Raw genomic sequence first — 17,560 nt, forward strand, 5'->3', positions numbered from 1 at the left:
GGGGCGCGGCCCGGACCGGGCAGCGCCACAGCGCCGTTCTGCCGGCCGCGGACAGAACCTAGCGCCCGGCCTCCGTCTCGACGGGCCGTGCCGGCGGCCGGAACGGGCCCCAGGTGAACGCGGGCAGCCAGGCCTGCGGCGCGTCGCTCCACGCCAGTTCGGCGATCTGGTCGAGCGAGCGCCGGCCGGTGAGCGAGCGCAGCAGGTCGTGCCGGTGCCCGCGCAGGACGGCGGCCGGCTCGCCGTCGCCGGCCAGCCACTCGGCCCCCGGCGCCTCGATCCGCAGCGCCGGAAGCCCCTGCGTGCGCACCGCGTTGGCGAAGCCCCGGACGACCAGGTCCAACGACGAGGGGTAGGACGGGTGGTCGGGGACCGCCGCCTCCCCCAGCGCGGCCCGCAGGTCCATCTCGTGGGTGAACGCGTCCATCATCAGCATGGTGTGCCGCAGTTGGGGGGACTCGGTGAGCACCCGTTCCACCGGGGCGTCCAACCGCGCCCACTCGGCGAGCAGGCCGTCCAGGCCGTCGCCGGAGTCGGCGTGCGGGACCTCCCACAGGTTGCCGGGCGCGTCGGCGGCCACCGTCCGGCAGACCTCCAGCAGGTGGCCGACCAGGTCCAGCACGGTCCACTCCGGACAGGCGGGCACCGCGACCCCGGCCACCCCGGGCCGGTCGCCCAGCAGCGCCGTGATGTTCTCCCGGGAACCGCGGTAGGCGAGGTGGTCGGGCGCCCGGTCCCAGAGCGACCCGGGCGTGGCCTCGGCGTTCCGCTGATACGTGCTCATACGGCTCTCCTTCGGTGGGACGACCTTCACGGGGACGGACCGACGACGCCGGGAACCCGGTCTCGTACGGGCCGGTTCCATTGTGGCGCCCGGGATCCGGGCCGGGCCGAACGGAGGGAACGCGGAGCACTCCCGAAGACGCGGGTCCGAAGAGGCCCCCGGAAACGCAACCGTGGAGATGCGGGCCATGACGTGACGTCAGGAGCATGGAGGAGCCGTCAATTCCCGATGTGAGCCTGGGAGGGATCGTGCCGACGACCTTGGGATCGTTGCGCCGACTGGTATTGACACCGTCACTGGCCTCGGTGACCTTCGCCGGGCGCGGGTTCCCGGTGACGCCCACGGAGTCCACCGAACGGCTGGAGGCGGTGCCCCGCGCGGTGGTCTGCGGCTTCGAGTGGGGGATCGACGCCCGCAGCCAGTGGGAGGTCGAGCGCCGCCTCGCCCTGGTCGAGCCCGAACAGCGCGGATTCGCCTACGAGGGCGCCACCATGGCCTTCACCGTCCTGGACGCGATGGGCCGGGGCCACCGCACCCGGGACCTGCTGGCCGGTCCCGGACAGCCGCACATCTTCCTGGCGTACATCGGCATCGGCTTCGCCATGGCGCGGCTGCCGCGGCCGCTGTGGCGCAAGGTGCTGCCGGACCTCGCCGGGACGCCCTACCACCCGACGATGAGCTGGCTGGCCGTCGACGGCTACGGCTTCGACCTCGCCTACTTCCACACCCGGCGCTGGGTGGACGAGCAGCGCCGGCCGAAGCCGTACCCGTGGCAGGGCGCGCCCGAGTACTTCCCGCGGGCGTTCGACCAGGGCGTCGGACGGGCCCTGTGGTTCATCCACGGCGGCTCGCCGGCGCAGGTCGCCGACGCGGTGCGGCGGTTCGACGCGGACCGGCAGGGCGACCTGTGGAGCGGCGTGGGACTGGCCGCGACCTTCGCCGGCGGCGGCACGGCCGACGGCCTGGCCGGGCTGTGCGAAGCGGCGGGCCCGCACCGGGCGCAGCTCGCCCAGGGCTCGGTGTTCGCCTCCAAGGCGCGCGCGTACGCCGGGTTCGTCCCCGCGCACTGCGAGACCGCCTCGACCGGCCTGACCGGCCTGTCGGTCGAGGCGGCCGCGAAGGCGGCCGACGACTGCGCGGTGGACGACCGCGCCCCGGGCGCCGCCGGCGGTCCGCCCCCGTACGAACGGTGGCGGGCGAACGTGCGCGCCCACTTCGGCGACGCCTAGGCCCGGTGCGAAGCAGCCGCGGGGCGGATCGGCCGCCCCGCGGGAGACCTGAGAGGAGTAAGGCGTGTCCACTGCATGGCGGACGCTCCGACGTCGAATTCTCACTCCGAGCACCTCTGAGACGCTCATGGAAACACGTGGTTTCCACCGGAAGTCGCCGGCCGCCCAGGAACTCCTGGAGACGGTCGGCGCGCGCTTCCTGGAGGGCTACGCGCACGCCGTGGAGGCCCGCAACCCGGCGGAGGCGGAATACCCGCTGGAGGAGATCCCGGACCGGTTCCGCGGCTTCGCCTACGAGGGCGCCGGAATGGGCTTCGCCATGCTCGACGGGCTGCGGCTGTCCGGCGGCGGCTCGGTGGCCCGCTGCCTCCAGGGCCGCGGCGCCGACCACGTCTACATGGTGTACGTCGGGATCGGCTGGGCGATGGCCCGGCTGCCGAGGTTCCTCTGGCCCGACATCGACGCGCTCGACCCGCTGCTGCGCTGGCTGGTGCTCGACGGGTACGGCTTCCACCAGGCGTACTTCCGCACCGACCGGTACGTCCACCGGCAGTACCGGGACCCGGCGTTCCCCTGGCCGGCCCACGACGCCCCGTCGTACGCCGGCCGCGCGATCGACCAGGGCATCGGCCGGGCCCTGTGGTTCGTCGGCGGCACCGACCCGGACCTGGTCGCGACCATGATCGAGAAGTTCCCGGAGTCCAGGCGCTCCGACCTCTACGGCGGGGCCGGACTGGCGGCCACCTACGCCGGGGGCGTGGACGAGGCCGAGCTGTGCGCGTTCCGGGACCGGGCCGGCGAGCACCGGGCGATCGTCGCGCAGGGCAGCGCGTTCGCGGCCGAGGCCCGGATCCGGGCCGGACTGCTGGTGCCGCACACGGAGTTGGCCACCCGGGTGTTCTGCGGCATGGGGCCCGTCGAGGCGGCCGCGGTGACCCAGGAGCTGCGGCCGACCGAGCCGGTGCCGGGCCCCGTGCCCGCGTTCGAGCTGTGGCGCCAGGCCATCGCCGACCGCTTCCGGAACGTCGGGGGGTGCTAGCCGTGGCCGCCACGCGGAAGGTCCCGCCGGGCCCGCCGCGCCGGGCCGCCCCGGTCCTGCTGCGCAGGCTGGTGGGGGACCGGCTGGAGATGATGCGCGCCGCCGCGGCGGAGTACGGCGACGCGGTCCGGATCTCCATGGGCCCCAAGACGCTCTACTTCTTCAACCACCCCGACCACGCCAAGCACGTGCTCGCGGACAACGCGGCCAACTACCACAAGGGGATCGGCCTGGCCCAGGCCCGACGCGCCCTCGGCAACGGCCTGTTGACCAGCGAGGGGGAACTCTGGCGCAAGCAGCGCCGGCAGATCCAGCCCGCCTTCCAGCACAAGCGGATCGTCCAGCAGGCCGGTGCCGTCGCGGAGGAGGCGGCCAAGCTGGTCGGCCGGCTGCGGGCGCACGAGGGCGGCGGGCCGGTCGACGTGGTCAAGGAGATGACGGCGCTCACCCTCGGGGTGCTCGGCCGCACGCTGCTCGACGTCGACCTCAGCGCCTTCGAGGCGGTCGGGCACGACTTCGAGGCCGTGCAGGACCAGGCGATGTTCGACATGGTCACCATGGGCATGGTGCCCGGCTGGGTGCCGCTGTCCAAGCAGCTCCGCTTCCGCCGGGCCCGGCAGGACCTGCAGGGGGTGGTCGACCGGCTGGTGGCGGAGCGGGTCTCCCGCGACGGCGCCCGGATCGAGGGGGAGGACGCGCTGTCCCGCCTGATCGTCGCCACCCGGCAGGAGCCCGACCGCGCCGTCGCCCGGCAGCGGATGCGCGACGAGCTGGTCACGCTGCTGCTGGCCGGCCACGAGACCACGGCGAGCACCCTCGGCTGGACCTTCTACCTGGCCGACCGGCACCCCGAGGTGATGGACCGGCTGCACGCCGAGGCCGTCGAGGTGCTGGGCGACCGCCTGCCCGAGTTCGAGGACCTGCACCGCCTGCGGTACACCTCGATGGTGGTGGAGGAGGTCATGCGGCTCTACCCGCCGGTGTGGATCCTGCCGCGGCAGGCCCAGGCGGACGACGAGGTCGGCGGGTACCACGTCCCGGCCGGCGCCGACGTGCTGATCTGCCCGTACACCCTGCACCGCCACCCCCGGTTCTGGGACGCCCCGGAGCAGTTCGACCCGGAGCGCTTCGACCGGGACCGGGCGGTCGACCGGCCGCGCTACGCCTACATCCCGTTCGGGGCGGGGCCGCGCTTCTGCATCGGCAACCATCTCGGGCTGCTGGAGGCGACGTTCACGATCGCCATGGTCGCCCGGGAGCTGCGGCTGAGGAAGGTGCCGGGCCACCGGGTGGTGGCGGAGCCGATGCTGTCGCTGCGGGTGGGCGGCGGCCTGCCGATGACCGTGCACCCGGCCGGCTGACCGGGCCCCGGGGCCGCACGGCGGAGCCCCCGCGACCGTCCCTCCGGGGATCGTCGCGGGGGCTCCGTGTGTGGGCCCGGGCCCGGCTCCGAACGCTCCGCGGACGCGGGTTCGAAGCCGGGCTCCGGGGCCGCTGGCTCAGGCGGTGTCGGTGATCGGGGCGGCCCGCGCGGTCAGCGCCACCGCCCGGGCGTCCAGCAGGGCCAGCAGCACCGGCGGGTCGAGGACCCGGGCCTGGCGCAGGCGGAGCTCGATCGGCAGCAGCGGCACGTCCGGCCGCACCTCGATCGGTCCGACCGATCCCACCGAGACCGGGCGGTCGCCCGTCAGTACCTCGTCGAACGCGGCCGGGACGGAGTGCGCCAGCAGGAACCAGGTGCCGGCCGGCACCTGGTCGAATAAGAAGACGCCGGGGCGGGGGAGGACGGTACACGCGGCGGGCCGCCCCTCGGGAACGCGGGTCGGGAACAGCCCGACGTACACCCGGCCGAGGTCCCCCGCGATGGGGGCCCGGATCTCGCCGCGGAAGGTCGAGAGTTCCGTGCTCCGGGACAGGCCGCGCGGGTCGACCTCGATCCGGGGAGTGAAACCCCCGAGCTGGCGGTAGACGGTGGGGGGGACGCCGACGCTGCTGGCGAACCGTGAGCTGAAGGTGCCGACGCTGTTGTACCCGACGCGGTGGCTGATCTCGGTCACCGTGAACGACGTTTCGATGAGGAGGCGCTTGGCCGTTTCGAGGCGGATGGCGGAGAGGAAGCGCCTCGGCGAAACCCCGGTCATTCGCTGGAATTCACGGGAGAAGTGGAATTTGCTGTACATGGCGGCCTGCGCCATGTCGTCTATGGTCAGCAGCTCGCCGATGTTCTCGTGCATGGTCTCGATGGCCCGGGAAACAGCTTGCTCGATGGCAGTTGTCATGATTGACTCCAGCTTCTCCGCCGCACCTGCGGATGAACAGAGATTCCACCCTTGCGATGATCGGGAACGAAAGTCGCGGCCGCGCTGACAGGCCGACTGACGAGGTGCCAGGCAAGCGAAGGGAGGCCCCCTTCGGTAAAGGCGAAGCTGAAAAGTGTCGCCGGCCATAGCAAGTGACGACCGTAGCAGCAGGCACATGACAGACGCAATGGTCCGGTGGCACGTGCCCTCGGCATGCCGTCCGGTGAGATGTCCCGGAATTCATGTTTGAACGGCCCCGGAGGCCATCAGCAACACAGGAGATGCTTGCGGGGGCGTATTGCGCGCACGATGCCACTGTCGCGTATGCGAATCGGGACGGCCGGTGCGTGCCGGGCCCGCTTTTCGACAAGCCCCTGAGGAGATGCCGGTGGGCTCGCCTACCTCGGATCGACACGATTACCGGACCATGACGCTCGAAGCGTTCGCGGACACGATCGTCCCGGGCGAGAAGCGTTCCCCCGACGACCGGGCGGTGGCCGGCGCCTCGACCGGCGGCGGCGCCGTCCAGGCGGGCGCCATCGAGTTGCTGGAGACGCCGGCGACCGGACTGTCGGACGCCCTGGACGACTACGAGCAGGCCCTGAACCGCCACGCGAGCGCGTACGCGGACGACCACGGCCTGCGGCTCGACGACTCGGTGCCGCCGTTCGTCGCGCTGCCGTTCGCGGACCGGACCGGCCTGGTGCAGGAACTGACCGGGAAGGAGCACCAGGAACGTGAACTGTGGGTCCTGCTGGCGCTGTTCGCCAACATGGCCTTCGACACCGCCGCCCACATGCACACCGCGGACGCGCTCGCGGCGGGCCACCCGGGCCTCACGGCGATGGGGTTCATGAAGCCGGACGAGGACGGCCTGTGGCGGTTCCCCGACTTCTCGTACGGCAAGCAGCTGGCCGATCCCCACCCGGACACCACGTCTTCAGGGAGTCCCGCATGACAAGCACCGAGAGCACCGACGTCCTGATCGTGGGCAGCGGCTTCGGCGGCGCCATCGCGGCCTACCACCTGGCGGCCGGCGGCGCCAAGGTCACCATCCTGGAGCGCGGCCCCTGGCTGAAGGCCGACGACTTCGACCACGACTTCCTGCTCGGCTCCTCGTACACCCGGATCTTCGACTTCGTGGTGGGCGACGGCATGAGCCTGCTCGGCGGCAACTGCGTCGGGGGCGGCAGCGTGGTGTACTTCGCCGCGATGCCGCGCGCGCCGCGGTTCGTCTTCGAGCGCCGCGGCAGCATCGGCCGGCGGATGTGGCCGGCCGCCATCGACCGGGACGTCCTCGACCCCTGGTACGACCGGGTGGCCGAGGCGCTGCCCATCACCCAGCAGGACTGGAACGACGTCACCTACTCGGGCGGGCTGTTCGCCGCGGCCTGCGAGCACGCGGGGCGCACCGCCAACCCCGTCCCGGCCGCCATCGACCGGGCGAAGTGCACCAACTGCAACTGGATGATGTCCGGTTGCCGCTTCGACGCCAAGCGCTCCCTGCTGCTGAACTACCTGCCGGCCGCCCTCGCGCACGGCGCCGAGATCCGGCCGCTGCACGAGGTGCAGCAACTGACCCGGACGGACGACGGCGGCTACCGGGTGCACTACAGCGTCGTCGACGACGAGGACTACCGGGTGCACGTCGGCAGCGGCACGATCGACGCGAAGATCGTCGTGCTCGCCGCCGGCGCCGGCGCCACCCCGGTGATCCTCCAGCGCTCCGAGGCGGCCCTGGGCGAGATGCCGCACGCCGTGGGCCGCTACTTCTCCGGCAACGGGGAGCGCCTCAACACGGCCATCGTCGACGAGGACAAGGCCCGCGACCTGCTGGGGCTCAAGCGCTCCGACGGCCCGGCGTTCCGGGCCAACCAGATCGGCAAGGGCCCGGTCGTGGCGAGCTGGGACAACCTCGACGGCTCGCTGCCGGAACACTCCCGGTTCTCCCTGGAACAGCTCTACTTCCCGCCGGGGTTCGGCACCATCCTGGCGCAGGTGCCCGACGCGAGCGGGCCCAGCTGGTTCGGCGTGGAGAAGAAGGAACTGGTCCGGCAGTGGCAGTCCTGGCTGACCGTCTTCACCATGATCGAGGACGACAACGAGGGCGTCTTCGGCCCGCCGCCGCCCACCGGCAACGCGCAGCGGATCTCCCAGCAGATGCTCGGGCGCGGGCCGATCTCGTACCGGCCGACCGCCAACACCCTGCGCGCCTGGGCCGATTCGGACGCCGTGGTGAAGGACATCCTGGAGCGCGACGGACTCGCCCGTGTCATGCCGTGGACCAACGACCTGGTGGGCGCCTACACGGTGCACCCGCTGGCGTCCTGCCGGATCGGCGACGACCCGCGGACCTCGGCGCTCGACGACCGGCAGGAACTGCGCAACCACCCGGGCATCTTCGTCACCGACGGCTCCGCCGTCCCGGGGGCGCTCACGGTCAACCCCGCGCTGACCATCTCGGCGCTCGCCGAGCGCGCGGTCCCGGGCATCGTGGCCGCCGCGCAGCAGCGCGGCGTGAACGTCAAGTACGGCGCGCCCGCGCCGGACGGCGCCACCAGCGGCCGGCGCGGCGTGCAGGTGCAGCTGCCCGGCCTGATGCGCCGGTAGCGCCCGGCGCCGGACCGGGCTTCCAGACCGAGCTTGGAGGAGGACGCACATGACGACGCCGTTCCTGCGGCCGGCCCTGCGCAGGTCCATGGCGCAGGTCCACCGGGTCGCCCCGGTGCGGCCGGCCGACGCGGGGAAGGAGGTGGCCGGCGTCTTCGCGGAGGTCGAGCGGGAGTTCGGCATGCTGGCACCGCCGATCGGCCTGCACGCCGCCTCGCCGGCGGTGCTCGCCGCCTCCTGGGTGATGCTGCGGGAGACCCTGGTCGCCGGCGGGCGGGTCGACCGCGCGACCAAGGAGGCGGTGGCCGCGGCGGTCTCGGCCGCCAACTCCTGCCCGTACTGCGTGGAGGTGCACGGGACGACGCTGGCCGCGCTGCTGCCCGGGGTGTCCGCCCCGGGCAGCGCCCGGGCGGCCGTCGAGGCGTCGGCGGACTGGTTCCGGGCGGACCGGGACCAGGGCGCGCCGCCGCCGTTCTCCGCGCAGGCGGTGCCCGAACTGGTCGGGGTGGCGGTCACCTTCCACTACCTCAACCGCATGGTCAACCTGTTCCTCGCGCCGAGCCCGCTGCCGACCGGACTCCCGGCGGCCGCGAGAACGGCGGCGAGGGCGGTCCTCGGCCGGCTGATGCGCCGCAGCGCGCGCGTCGCCCCGCCGGCCGGGACCTCGCTCGACCTGCTGCCCTCCGCGCCGCTGCCGCAGGACCTGCGCTGGGCGGCGGGCACCCCCAGCGTGGCCGGCGCCTTCGCCCGGGCGGCCGCCGCGATCGACGCGGCGGGGGCCAGGTCGGTGCCGGACGGCGTCCGCGCCCTGCTGGCCGACCGGCTGGCCGACTGGGACGGCCGGCCGCCGGGGATCAGCCGCGGCTGGGTCGAGGACGCCGTGGCGGCCCTGCCCGGGGACGAGCGTCCGGCGGGCCGGCTGGCCCTGCTGACCGCCGAGGCCTCGTACCAGGTCGACGACGGCCTCGTCGCCGAGTTCCGGCGCGGCCGGCCCGGCGACGCCACGCTGATCGAGCTCACCTCCTGGGCCGCCCTGACGGCGGCCCGGGAGCTGGGCGCCCGGCTCGCCGACCGCGTTCCCGCGGCCGCCGGACAGGGCCCGACAGACAGGCCCTGACCCCGCGCACGGCCCGCACACCCGAGGCTCCCGCCGACCGGCGGGAGCCTCGGCGCGTTCCCGGCGAAGGCCCCGGCCGGCCCCCGGGGAGCCCCCGGGCCGGCCCGCGGAAAATGACGCCGTTATCGAATAGCGGCGGCGTGGAATCACACCGTTATGGAAAAGCACCGCCCCCCACCAGGCGGAAAGCAAACTCGGAGAAGACAGCCGGACGGTCGCCGCCGCACTATTGACGACAGTGCAGGGTGTCGAGTCGGCAACAGATTTGCCGTCAATTCATCTCCATGGGTGGTGAATACGTGAGCAGTGAGCGGATCGCTATCGTGGGAATCGGCCTCCGTTACCCGGACGCCAATTCGGCGAGCGAACTGTGGGAGAACGTACTGGGTGGTCGGCGGGCCTTCCGGCGGCTGCCGGACGAGCGCATGAACCAGGCGGACTACTGGTCGGAGGACCGGAGCGCGCCCGACCGGCACTACACGAAAAAAGCTGCGGTCCTGCGGGACTACGCCTTCGACCGCATCAAGTACAGCGTCGCCGGAAGCACCTACCGGGCCACCGACCTGACGCACTGGCTGGCCCTCGACGTGGCCGCCGAAGCGCTCTCCGACGCCGGATTCCCGGACGGTTCCGGACTTCCCCACCAGAGCACCGGCGTGGTCGTCGGAAACAGCCTCACCGGGGAATTCTCGCGGGCCAACATCATGCGGCTTCGGTGGCCGTACGTGCGCCGCACGGTGGCCGCCGCGCTGACCGGCCAGGGCTGGTCCGAAGGGGACGTGGCGAAGTTCCTCCAGGAACTGGAACCGCAGTACAAGGCGCCGTTCCCCGCCATCGACGAGGACTCGCTGGCCGGCGGCCTCGCCAACACCATCGCCGGCCGGATCTGCAACCACTTCGACCTGCGCGGCGGCGGCTACACGGTCGACGGGGCCTGCTCCTCCTCCCTGCTGTCCGTCGTCACCGCGGCGAAGGCCCTGGCCGACGGCGAACTGGACGTGGCGGTCGCCGGCGGGGTCGACCTCTCCATCGACCCGTTCGAGGTGATCGGCTTCGCCAAGACCGGCGCCCTCGCCACCGGCGAGATGAAGGTCTACGACCGGGACTCCAACGGCTTCTGGCCCGGCGAGGGCTCCGGCATGCTCGTCCTGATGCGCGAGCGCGACGCGCTGGCGCAGGGCCGGCGGATCTACGCCAGCATCAGCGGCTGGGGCGTCTCCTCCGACGGCAAGGGCGGCATCACCCGGCCCGAGGCGAGCGGGCACCGGCTGGCGCTGACCCGCGCCTACCACCGGGCCGGCTACGGCGTCGAGACGGTCTCCTACTTCGAGGGCCACGGCACCGGCACCGCCCTCGGCGACGCGACCGAGATCGAGGCGCTCTCCTCCGCGCGCCGCGCCGCCGACCCGACGGCCCGTCCGGCCGCGCTCGGCACGGTCAAGGGGAACTTCGGGCACACCAAGGCCGCCGCCGGCGTGGCCGGCCTGATCAAGGCGACCCTCGCCGTGCACCACCAGGTGATCCCCCCGGGCACCGGCCACCTCGACCCGCACCCGGGCCTGCTCGGCGACGAGGCGGCCATGTACGTCCCGCGCCAGGCCGAACTCTGGCCGGCCGACCAGCCGGTCAGGGCCGGGGTGTCGGCCATGGGCTTCGGCGGGATCAACACCCACGTCGCCGTCACCCAGGCCCCCGGCAGCGCCCGGCGCGAGGCGCTCGACGAGCGCACCACCCGGCTGGTCGCCGGCCGCCAGGACGCCGAACTGCTGCTGCTGGACGGCCCGGATTCGGCCGCGCTGCGCACCGAGCTGACCGGGCTGCTCGACCTGGTGCCGAAGCTGGCCCAGGCCGAACTGGCGGACCTGGCCGGCACACTGGCCGACCGGCTGTCCGGCGGCCCGGTGCGCGCCGCCGTCGTCGCGACCAGCCCGGACGACGCCGTGCGCGGCCTGGAACGGCTCCTCGCCCTGCTCGACTCCGGAGCGCGGGAGGCCTTCTCGGCCGGCGAGGGCGTCTTCCTCGGCCGTGCCAGGACCGCCCCCCGGATCGCCTACCTCTTCCCGGGCCAGGGCTCGGGCCGCGGCGCCGTCGGCGCGATCCGGCGCCGGTTCGCCACGGCGGAGGAGGTGTTCCGCTCCTCCGCCCCGCCCACCGGCGCCGACCAGGTCGCCACCCAGGTGGCCCAGCCGCGCATCGTCACCGGTTCACTGGCCGCGCTGCGGGTCCTGGACGCGCTCGGCATCCGGGCCGACACCGCCGTCGGCCACAGCCTCGGGGAGCTGACCGCCCTGCACTGGGCGGGCGCGCTGGACGAGGAGCAGGTGGTGCGCCTGGCCACGATCCGCGGCCAGGTGATGGCCCGGGCCAGCCACGGAGGCGGCGCGATGGCCGGCCTGGCGGCCACCCCGGAGCGGGCGGCCGCCCTGTCCGCCGGACTGGACGTGGTCGTCGCGGGCTACAACGGGCCCCGGCAGACCGTGCTCTCCGGCCCCGCCGAGGCGGTCGACGAGGTGTGCCGCCGGGCCGCGGCCGAGGGCGTCACGGCGACCCGGCTGAACGTCTCGCACGCCTTCCACTCGCCCCTGGTCGAGCCGGCCGCGGTCGCGATGGCCGCCGAACTGGCGGAGTTCGACTTCAGCGAGCCGGTCCGTCCGATCGCCTCCACCGTCACCGGCCGGCTCCTGGACCCGTCCGCCGACCTGCGTGAGGTCCTGCGCGAGCAGGTCCTGCTCCCGGTCCGCTTCCAGGAGGCCGCCACCGTGGCGGTCGACGGCGCCGACCTGGTCGTGGAGGTCGGCCCGGGCCGGGTGCTGTCCGGCCTGCTGGCGGAGATCGCACCGGACCGCGCCACCCTGGCGGTCGACACCGACAGCGCCTCCCTCGGCCCGCTGCTGAGGATCGCCGGCGCCGCGTACGTGCTCGGCGTGCCCGTCCGGACCCAGGCGCTGTTCGGCGACCGCCTGCTCCGGCCACTGCCCGCCGACGGCGCGATGACCTTCCTGGCCAACCCCTGCGAGGCGGCCCCGGCCATCGACGCGGAGCTGGCCGCGCAGGACGGCGGCCAGGCCGTGGACGCGCCCGCCGGACAGCCCGGGGCCGCGGACACCGGCGCGGACTCCACCCTGGAGCTGCTGCGCAGGCTCGCCGCCGAGCGGGTCGAGCTGCCGCTGGACTCCGTCACCGCGCAGACCCACCCGATGGACGACCTGCACCTGAGCTCCATCACCATCGGCCAGATCGTCAACGACGTCACCCGGGCGCTCGGCCGGCCGGTGCTCGCCGCGACCCCCAACTACGCGACCGTCAACCTCGGCGGGATCGCGGAGCTGATCGACCAGCTGGCGGACACCGCGCAGGACGGCGGCGAGTCGGCGGCCGAGGTCGCAGGCGTGGCCCCGTGGGTGCGGCCCTTCGCGGTCGAGCACCTGGAGGCCGCCCGGCCCGCCCTGCCCACCCCGGCGGCCTGGCCGCAGTCCGGCCCCCAGGACTCCGCCGGAGCGTGGACGGCCTACAGCACGCCCGGCCACCCGCTCGCCGAGCCGCTGCGCACCGCGCTCGCGGCGGCGGGCCTCGGCGACGGCGTGCTGCTCTGCCTCCCGGACGCGTGCGGACCGGACGACGCGGAACTCTTCCTGACCGCGGGTCGGGCCGTGCTGGCCGCCCCCGAGGGCACCCGGCTGGTCGTGGTCCAGCACCGGCTCGGGGCCGCCGGGCTGGCGAAGACCCTGCACCTGGAGCACCCGTCCGTCCCGACCACGGTGGTCGAGCTGCCCGACACCGCCCCCGAGGGCGCGGCCCGCGAGGAGGCGGTGGCCCGGGTGGTCGCCGAGACCGCCGCCACGGCCGGCTTCGCGGAGGTCCGGTACCAGCCGGACGGCCGCCGCACCGTCCCGGTGCTCCGGCCGCTGCAGCTGCGTCCGGCGGCCGAGGGCCAGTCCCCGCTCGACGCCCGGGACGTCCTGCTGGTCACAGGCGGCGGCAAGGGCATCACCGCCGAGTGCGCCCTCGCGATGGCGCAGGACTCCGGTGCGGCCCTGGCCCTGATCGGCCGCGCCGATCCGGCCGCCGACCGCGAACTCGCCGGGAACCTCGCCCGGATGGACGCCGCCGGCCTGCGCTACCGGTACGCCCGCGCCGACGTGACCTCGCCCGAGGAGACCGCTGCCGCGGTGGCCCTGCTGGAGAGCGGGCTCGGCCCGGTCACCGCGGTGCTGCACGGCGCGGGACGCAACCAACCGGCCGCCCTGGACGCGCTCACCGTCGAGGACTTCCACCGGACCCTGGCACCCAAGACCGAAGGCCTGGAGGCCGTCCTGGCGGCCGTCGAACCCGACCGCCTGAAGCTGCTGATCACCTTCGGCTCGATCATCGGCCGGGCCGGACTGCGCGGCGAGGCGCACTACGCCACCGCCAACGACTGGATGACCGAGCTGACGCTCCGGTTCCAGCAGCGCCACCCGAAGGCCCGGGCGATCGCCCTGGAGTGGTCCGTCTGGTCCGGCGCCGGCATGGGCGAACGGCTCGGCGTCGTCGAGGCGCTGATCCGCGAGGGCATCACGCCGATCTCCACCGAGAACGGCATCCAGGTGCTGCGCGAGGTGCTCGCGGACCCGTCGGCCGGCCCCGTCCTGGTGGTCAGCGGCCGGGCCGGCGGCCTGCCGACCCTCACCACAGCCCGGCGCGAGCTGCCGCTGACCAGGTTCGTGGAGCGGGTGGTCGCGCACCACCCGGACATCGAGCTGATCACCGAGACCGAGCTGACCGAGGGCGGCGACCCGTACCTGAGCGACCACCGGCTCCAGGACGACCTGCTCTTCCCGGCCGTGCTCGGCATGGAGGCGATGGCCCAGGTCGCCGCCGCGGTGAGCGGCCACCAGGGCCCGCCGCTGCTGGAGGACGTCGAGTTCCGCCGCCCCGTGGTGGTCCGGCCGGGCGGCTCGACCACCATCCGGATCGCGGCCCTGGTCCGGGACCCCGAAACGGTCGACGTGGTGCTGCGCAGCGAGGGCACCGACTTCGCGGCCGACCACTTCCGGGCCAGGCTGCGCTACCCCAGGACCGAGGTGCCCGACACCCCGGTGCCGGATGGGTTCGGCCTGCCGGCGGTGCCGGTGGACCCGGTGACCGAGCTGTACGGCAGCGTGCTCTTCCAGGGCAAGCGGTTCCAGCGCCTGCTGGAGTACCGGCGGGCCGGCGCCCGGCACGCGCTGGCGGAGATCTCCACCACCGCCCAGGCGCCGTGGTTCGCGGCCTACCTGCCGCAGGACCAGCTGCTCGCCGACCCCGGCACCCGGGACGCGATGATGCACGCCATCCAGTGCTGCGTGCCGGACGCCACCCTGCTGCCGCAGGGCATCGAGCGGCTCTGGCTGGCCGATCCGGCCGACCAGGACACCGAGTACGTGGTGCTCGACGCCAGGGAGCGCTCGCAGGACGGTGACAGCTACGTCTACGACGTCGACGTGCGGACCCCGTCCGGGAAGGTCGTCGAGCGCTGGGAGGGGCTGACCCTGGTCGCCGTCCGCAAGCGCGACGGCGCCGGCCCGTGGGTGCCCGCGATGCTCGGCTCGTACCTGGAGCGCGGCCTGGAACGGGTGCTGGGCGGCAGCCGCGCGGTCGTCGTCGAACCCGCGGCGGACGCCACGGCGGAGACCGGCGCCGCGGACGGCGACCGCAGGGCCCGCACCGAGACCGCCCTCGGCCGGGCGCTGGGCCGGCCGGTGGAACTGCGCCACCGCCCGGACGGCAAGCCCGAACTCGCCGGCGCGCCCGGGCTCGAAGGAGTCACCGTGTCGGCCTCGCACGGCCCCGGACTCACCCTGGCGGTGGCCGGGCGGGGGCGGCTCGCCTGCGATGTCGAGACCGTCCTGGAGCGGACCGCCGAGGACTGGGACGCGCTGCTGGGCGCCGGCCAACTCGCCCTGCGGGACCTGCTGGTGGCCGAGGCGGGCTGCAGCCCGGCGGTGGCCGGCACCAGGGTCTGGAGCGCGCTGGAGTGCCTGCGCAAGTCCGGTGCGACCACCCAGGCGCTGACGCTCGACCGCGTCCACCCCGGCGGCTGGGTCGTGCTGTCCGCCGGTGACGCGGCCGTCGCCACCTGGGTGACCACCGTCAACGACCGCACGGAGCCGGTGCTCTTCGCGGTCCTCGTCGGGAAGGAGAACTGATGTCGTCCTACTACGAGATCCGGCACACCGTCGGATTCGAGGAGACCAACCTCGTCGGCAACGTCTACTACGTGAACTACCTGCGCTGGCAGGGGCGTTGCCGGGAGATGTTCCTCAAGGACAAGGCGCCGGGGGTGCTCGCCGAACTGCGGGACGACCTCAAGCTGTTCACCCTCAAGGTGGAGTGCGACTTCTTCGCCGAGATCACCTCCTTCGACGAGCTGTCCGTCCGGATGCGCCTGGAGGAACTGACCCAGACCCAGATCCAGTTCACCTTCGACTACCTGCGGATCGACGGCGAACAGGAGAACCTGGTCGCCCGCGGCCGGCAGCGGATCGCGTGCATGCGCGGGCCGAACACGGCCACCGTCCCCGCCCGGGTGCCCGAGGAACTGCGCCTGGCGCTGGCCCCGTACGCCGAGGGGCCGGCCGTCGCGCGGGCCGTCGCGGCGCAGGCCGCGCCCGGCGGGCCGGTGGAGACGGGGCGGGCGCTGTGATCGGCAACGGCCGGCTGCCGGTCAACGCCCGGCCGGCGGACGTACGGAGGCCGGCCACCGAGAACCGGGCCGTCCTGCCGGGCGCCCTGCGCGAGACGATGGCCAGGTTCGCCACCGGGATCACGGTGATGACCACCGGCGGCGAGTACGTCCACGGGATGACCGCCAACGCGTTCAGCTCGGTCTCCCTGGAACCGCCGATGGTGCTCTGCTGCGTTGCCCGCTCCGCGACCATGCACGAGGCGATCACCGTCACCAGGTCCTTCGCGGTCTCCGTACTCGGCGCCGAGCAGGAGCCGCTGGCACGGTACTTCGCGAACAAGGGCAGGCCGCGCGGGGCCGAGCAGTTCCACGGCCTCGACTGGCAGCCGGGACCGTTCACCGGCGCCCCGCTGCTGGCCGGCTCGCTGGCCTGGCTGGAGTGCAAACTGGCCGAGCAGTACGACGGCGGCGACCACTCCATCTTCCTCGGCGAGGTGCTGGCCGCGGACTGGGCCGACGACCGGCAGGCGCTGCTGTTCTACCGCGGCGCCTTCCACCGGGGCATCGGCGCGGACCCGGACGGGATCGGCTGAGCGGGGGGATGGGCTCGATGTTGGTGAGCGTGACCGGCGGCACCGGGTTCGTCGGCATCCACTCCGTCGCGGCGATGGTCCGCGACGGGCACCGGGTGCGGATGCTGGTCCGCGACCCGGCCGCGGCGGAGCGGGCCCTCGGCCTGCTGGAGGTGGACCCGGGCGCCGTCGACCTGGTCGTCGGGGACGTGACCGACGAGGGCGGCGCGGCCCGCGCGGTGCGCGGCGCCGACGCCGTGCTCCACGCGGCCGCCGTGTACTCCTTCGACAGCCGGCACAACGCGCGGATGCGCCGGACCAACGAACGGGGGACGGAGCTGGTGCTGGCGGCCGCCCGCCGGTCGGGCGCCGACCCGATCGTCCACGTCTCCAGCATCGTCGCCCTGCTGCCGTCCCCCGGACGGCCGCTCGGGGAGCACTCCCCGGTCGGCCGTCCCCGGGACACGTACATGGCGACCAAGGCCGCGGCCGAGCGGATCGCCCGGGCCCACCAGCGGGACGGCGCGCCGGTGGTCATCAGCTACCCGCCCGCACTGCTCGGCCCGCGGGACCCGGGGCTGGGCGACCAGAACGCCCGGCTGCGCAACGCCCTGCGCGGGCTGATGCCGATCTGGCCGCTCGGCGGCTTCCCGGTCGGCGACGTCCGCGACACCGCGCGGCTGCACGCCAGGCTGCTGACCGCGCCGCGGGCCGGTTCCGACCGGCACTTCGGGCCCGGCCACCACCTGCCCACCCGGCAGTACGTGCGGACCCTGCGGGAGGTCACCGGGCGGCGCCTGCCCGCGGTCTTCCTCCCGGCCCGGGCCATGCTGCCGGTCGGCGCCCTGGCCACCCTGGTCCAGCGCGGCTGGCCCTGGCACATCCCCGCCGAGTACGGCGCCGTCTACACCTGCGCCTGCGCGACCCCGGTCGACCCCGCCGCGAGCACCGGCGGGCTGACTCCGAGGCCGACCGCCGAGACCATGGCGGACACGGTGCGCTGGCTGCACGCCCAGGGCCGGCTGACCGCAGCCCAGGCCGGCCTGCTCGGCGGGGACGGGAAGGTGTGAGGCGGAGGGCCTGAGAGGGAAGGCCTGGGACGGAAGGCCTGAGACGCCTCCGACGGCCATCCTGACGGCCATCCCGACGGCCGGCCGCGGCGGACCCGAGTCCGCGCGGTCGGGGGCGTCGACGGCGGGCGCGGCCTCCGGCGCGGTGGACCACTCGGCGGCCAGGGCGCCCAGCGCGGTCGCGTCCCCGTAC

12 protein-coding genes are annotated in these 17,560 nt (G+C 74.2%); 10 read left to right on the plus strand and 2 right to left on the minus strand.

Annotation, left to right across the window (positions count from 1 at the left end; all coding sequences use genetic code 11):
- Window positions 1–58: 58 nt before the first annotated feature.
- Window positions 59–784 (minus strand): maleylpyruvate isomerase family mycothiol-dependent enzyme, encoded by a 726-nt coding sequence (locus ACWDBB_RS35215; protein WP_449793482.1) that lies wholly within the window; start codon window positions 782–784, stop codon window positions 59–61.
- 248 nt (window positions 785–1,032) lie between these two features.
- Here ACWDBB_RS35215 and ACWDBB_RS35220 point away from each other — a divergent pair, with 248 nt between their 5' ends.
- The 3 genes from ACWDBB_RS35220 to ACWDBB_RS35230 all read left to right on the plus strand — a co-directional run bounded on the left by ACWDBB_RS35220 (window position 1,033) and on the right by ACWDBB_RS35230 (window position 4,413).
- Window positions 1,033–2,013 carry a DUF1702 family protein gene (locus ACWDBB_RS35220; RefSeq protein ID WP_449793483.1) on the plus strand — a complete coding sequence of 327 codons (981 nt, stop codon included), beginning with the start codon at window positions 1,033–1,035 and terminating at the stop codon, window positions 2,011–2,013.
- A 64-nt stretch (window positions 2,014–2,077) separates the two neighbouring features.
- Window positions 2,078–3,052 (plus strand): DUF1702 family protein, encoded by a 975-nt coding sequence (locus ACWDBB_RS35225; protein ID WP_449793484.1) that lies wholly within the window; start codon window positions 2,078–2,080, stop codon window positions 3,050–3,052.
- A gap of 2 nt (window positions 3,053–3,054) precedes the next feature.
- Complete coding sequence (locus ACWDBB_RS35230; protein WP_392870653.1) at window positions 3,055–4,413, plus strand: cytochrome P450; 1,359 nt, start codon at window positions 3,055–3,057, stop codon at window positions 4,411–4,413.
- A gap of 138 nt (window positions 4,414–4,551) precedes the next feature.
- Here the strand turns inward: ACWDBB_RS35230 and ACWDBB_RS35235 are convergent, their stop codons facing one another.
- Window positions 4,552–5,331, minus strand: coding sequence for a helix-turn-helix transcriptional regulator (locus ACWDBB_RS35235; RefSeq protein WP_392870656.1), 780 nt, complete (start codon window positions 5,329–5,331; stop codon window positions 4,552–4,554).
- A 448-nt stretch (window positions 5,332–5,779) separates the two neighbouring features.
- Here ACWDBB_RS35235 and ACWDBB_RS35240 point away from each other — a divergent pair, with 448 nt between their 5' ends.
- The 7 genes from ACWDBB_RS35240 to ACWDBB_RS35270 all read left to right on the plus strand — a co-directional run bounded on the left by ACWDBB_RS35240 (window position 5,780) and on the right by ACWDBB_RS35270 (window position 17,367).
- Complete coding sequence (locus ACWDBB_RS35240; protein ID WP_449793485.1) at window positions 5,780–6,310, plus strand: DUF5987 family protein; 531 nt, start codon at window positions 5,780–5,782, stop codon at window positions 6,308–6,310.
- A complete protein-coding gene (locus ACWDBB_RS35245; RefSeq protein WP_449793486.1) occupies window positions 6,307–7,962 on the plus strand; it encodes a GMC family oxidoreductase N-terminal domain-containing protein in 1,656 nt (551 codons plus the stop codon). The genes ACWDBB_RS35240 and ACWDBB_RS35245 overlap by 4 nt, the downstream gene beginning before the upstream one ends.
- Before the next feature lie 49 nt (window positions 7,963–8,011).
- The gene (locus ACWDBB_RS35250; protein WP_449793487.1) at window positions 8,012–9,079 is read left to right on the plus strand and encodes a carboxymuconolactone decarboxylase family protein; all 1,068 of its coding nucleotides are present in this window, start codon (window positions 8,012–8,014) and stop codon (window positions 9,077–9,079) included.
- Window positions 9,080–9,363: 284 nt separating this feature from the next.
- On the plus strand, window positions 9,364–15,246 hold the full coding sequence (locus tag ACWDBB_RS35255) for a type I polyketide synthase (protein WP_449793488.1): 5,883 nt from the start codon (window positions 9,364–9,366) through the stop codon (window positions 15,244–15,246).
- On the plus strand, window positions 15,246–15,743 hold the full coding sequence (locus tag ACWDBB_RS35260; protein ID WP_449793489.1) for an acyl-CoA thioesterase: 498 nt from the start codon (window positions 15,246–15,248) through the stop codon (window positions 15,741–15,743). Before ACWDBB_RS35255 ends, ACWDBB_RS35260 begins: the two co-directional genes overlap by 1 nt.
- Complete coding sequence (locus tag ACWDBB_RS35265) at window positions 15,740–16,318, plus strand: flavin reductase family protein (protein ID WP_449793490.1); 579 nt, start codon at window positions 15,740–15,742, stop codon at window positions 16,316–16,318. The genes ACWDBB_RS35260 and ACWDBB_RS35265 overlap by 4 nt, the downstream gene beginning before the upstream one ends.
- Window positions 16,319–16,335: 17 nt before the next feature.
- A complete protein-coding gene (locus ACWDBB_RS35270) occupies window positions 16,336–17,367 on the plus strand; it encodes an NAD-dependent epimerase/dehydratase family protein (protein WP_449793491.1) in 1,032 nt (343 codons plus the stop codon).
- Window positions 17,368–17,560: the final 193 nt, after the last annotated feature.

The organism is Kitasatospora sp. NPDC001095 (assembly GCF_053598615.1).

Coding starts and splice junctions, on each gene's coding strand:
- ACWDBB_RS35215 (WP_449793482.1), bottom strand. CDS start 784: ATGAGCACGTATCAGCGGAACGCCGAGGCCACGCCCGGGTCGCTCTGG.
- ACWDBB_RS35235 (WP_392870656.1), bottom strand. CDS start 5,331: ATGACAACTGCCATCGAGCAAGCTGTTTCCCGGGCCATCGAGACCATG.
- ACWDBB_RS35240 (WP_449793485.1), top strand. CDS start 5,780: ATGACGCTCGAAGCGTTCGCGGACACGATCGTCCCGGGCGAGAAGCGT.
- ACWDBB_RS35245 (WP_449793486.1), top strand. CDS start 6,307: ATGACAAGCACCGAGAGCACCGACGTCCTGATCGTGGGCAGCGGCTTC.
- ACWDBB_RS35250 (WP_449793487.1), top strand. CDS start 8,012: ATGACGACGCCGTTCCTGCGGCCGGCCCTGCGCAGGTCCATGGCGCAG.
- ACWDBB_RS35255 (WP_449793488.1), top strand. CDS start 9,364: ATGGGTGGTGAATACGTGAGCAGTGAGCGGATCGCTATCGTGGGAATC.
- ACWDBB_RS35260 (WP_449793489.1), top strand. CDS start 15,246: ATGTCGTCCTACTACGAGATCCGGCACACCGTCGGATTCGAGGAGACC.
- ACWDBB_RS35270 (WP_449793491.1), top strand. CDS start 16,336: ATGTTGGTGAGCGTGACCGGCGGCACCGGGTTCGTCGGCATCCACTCC.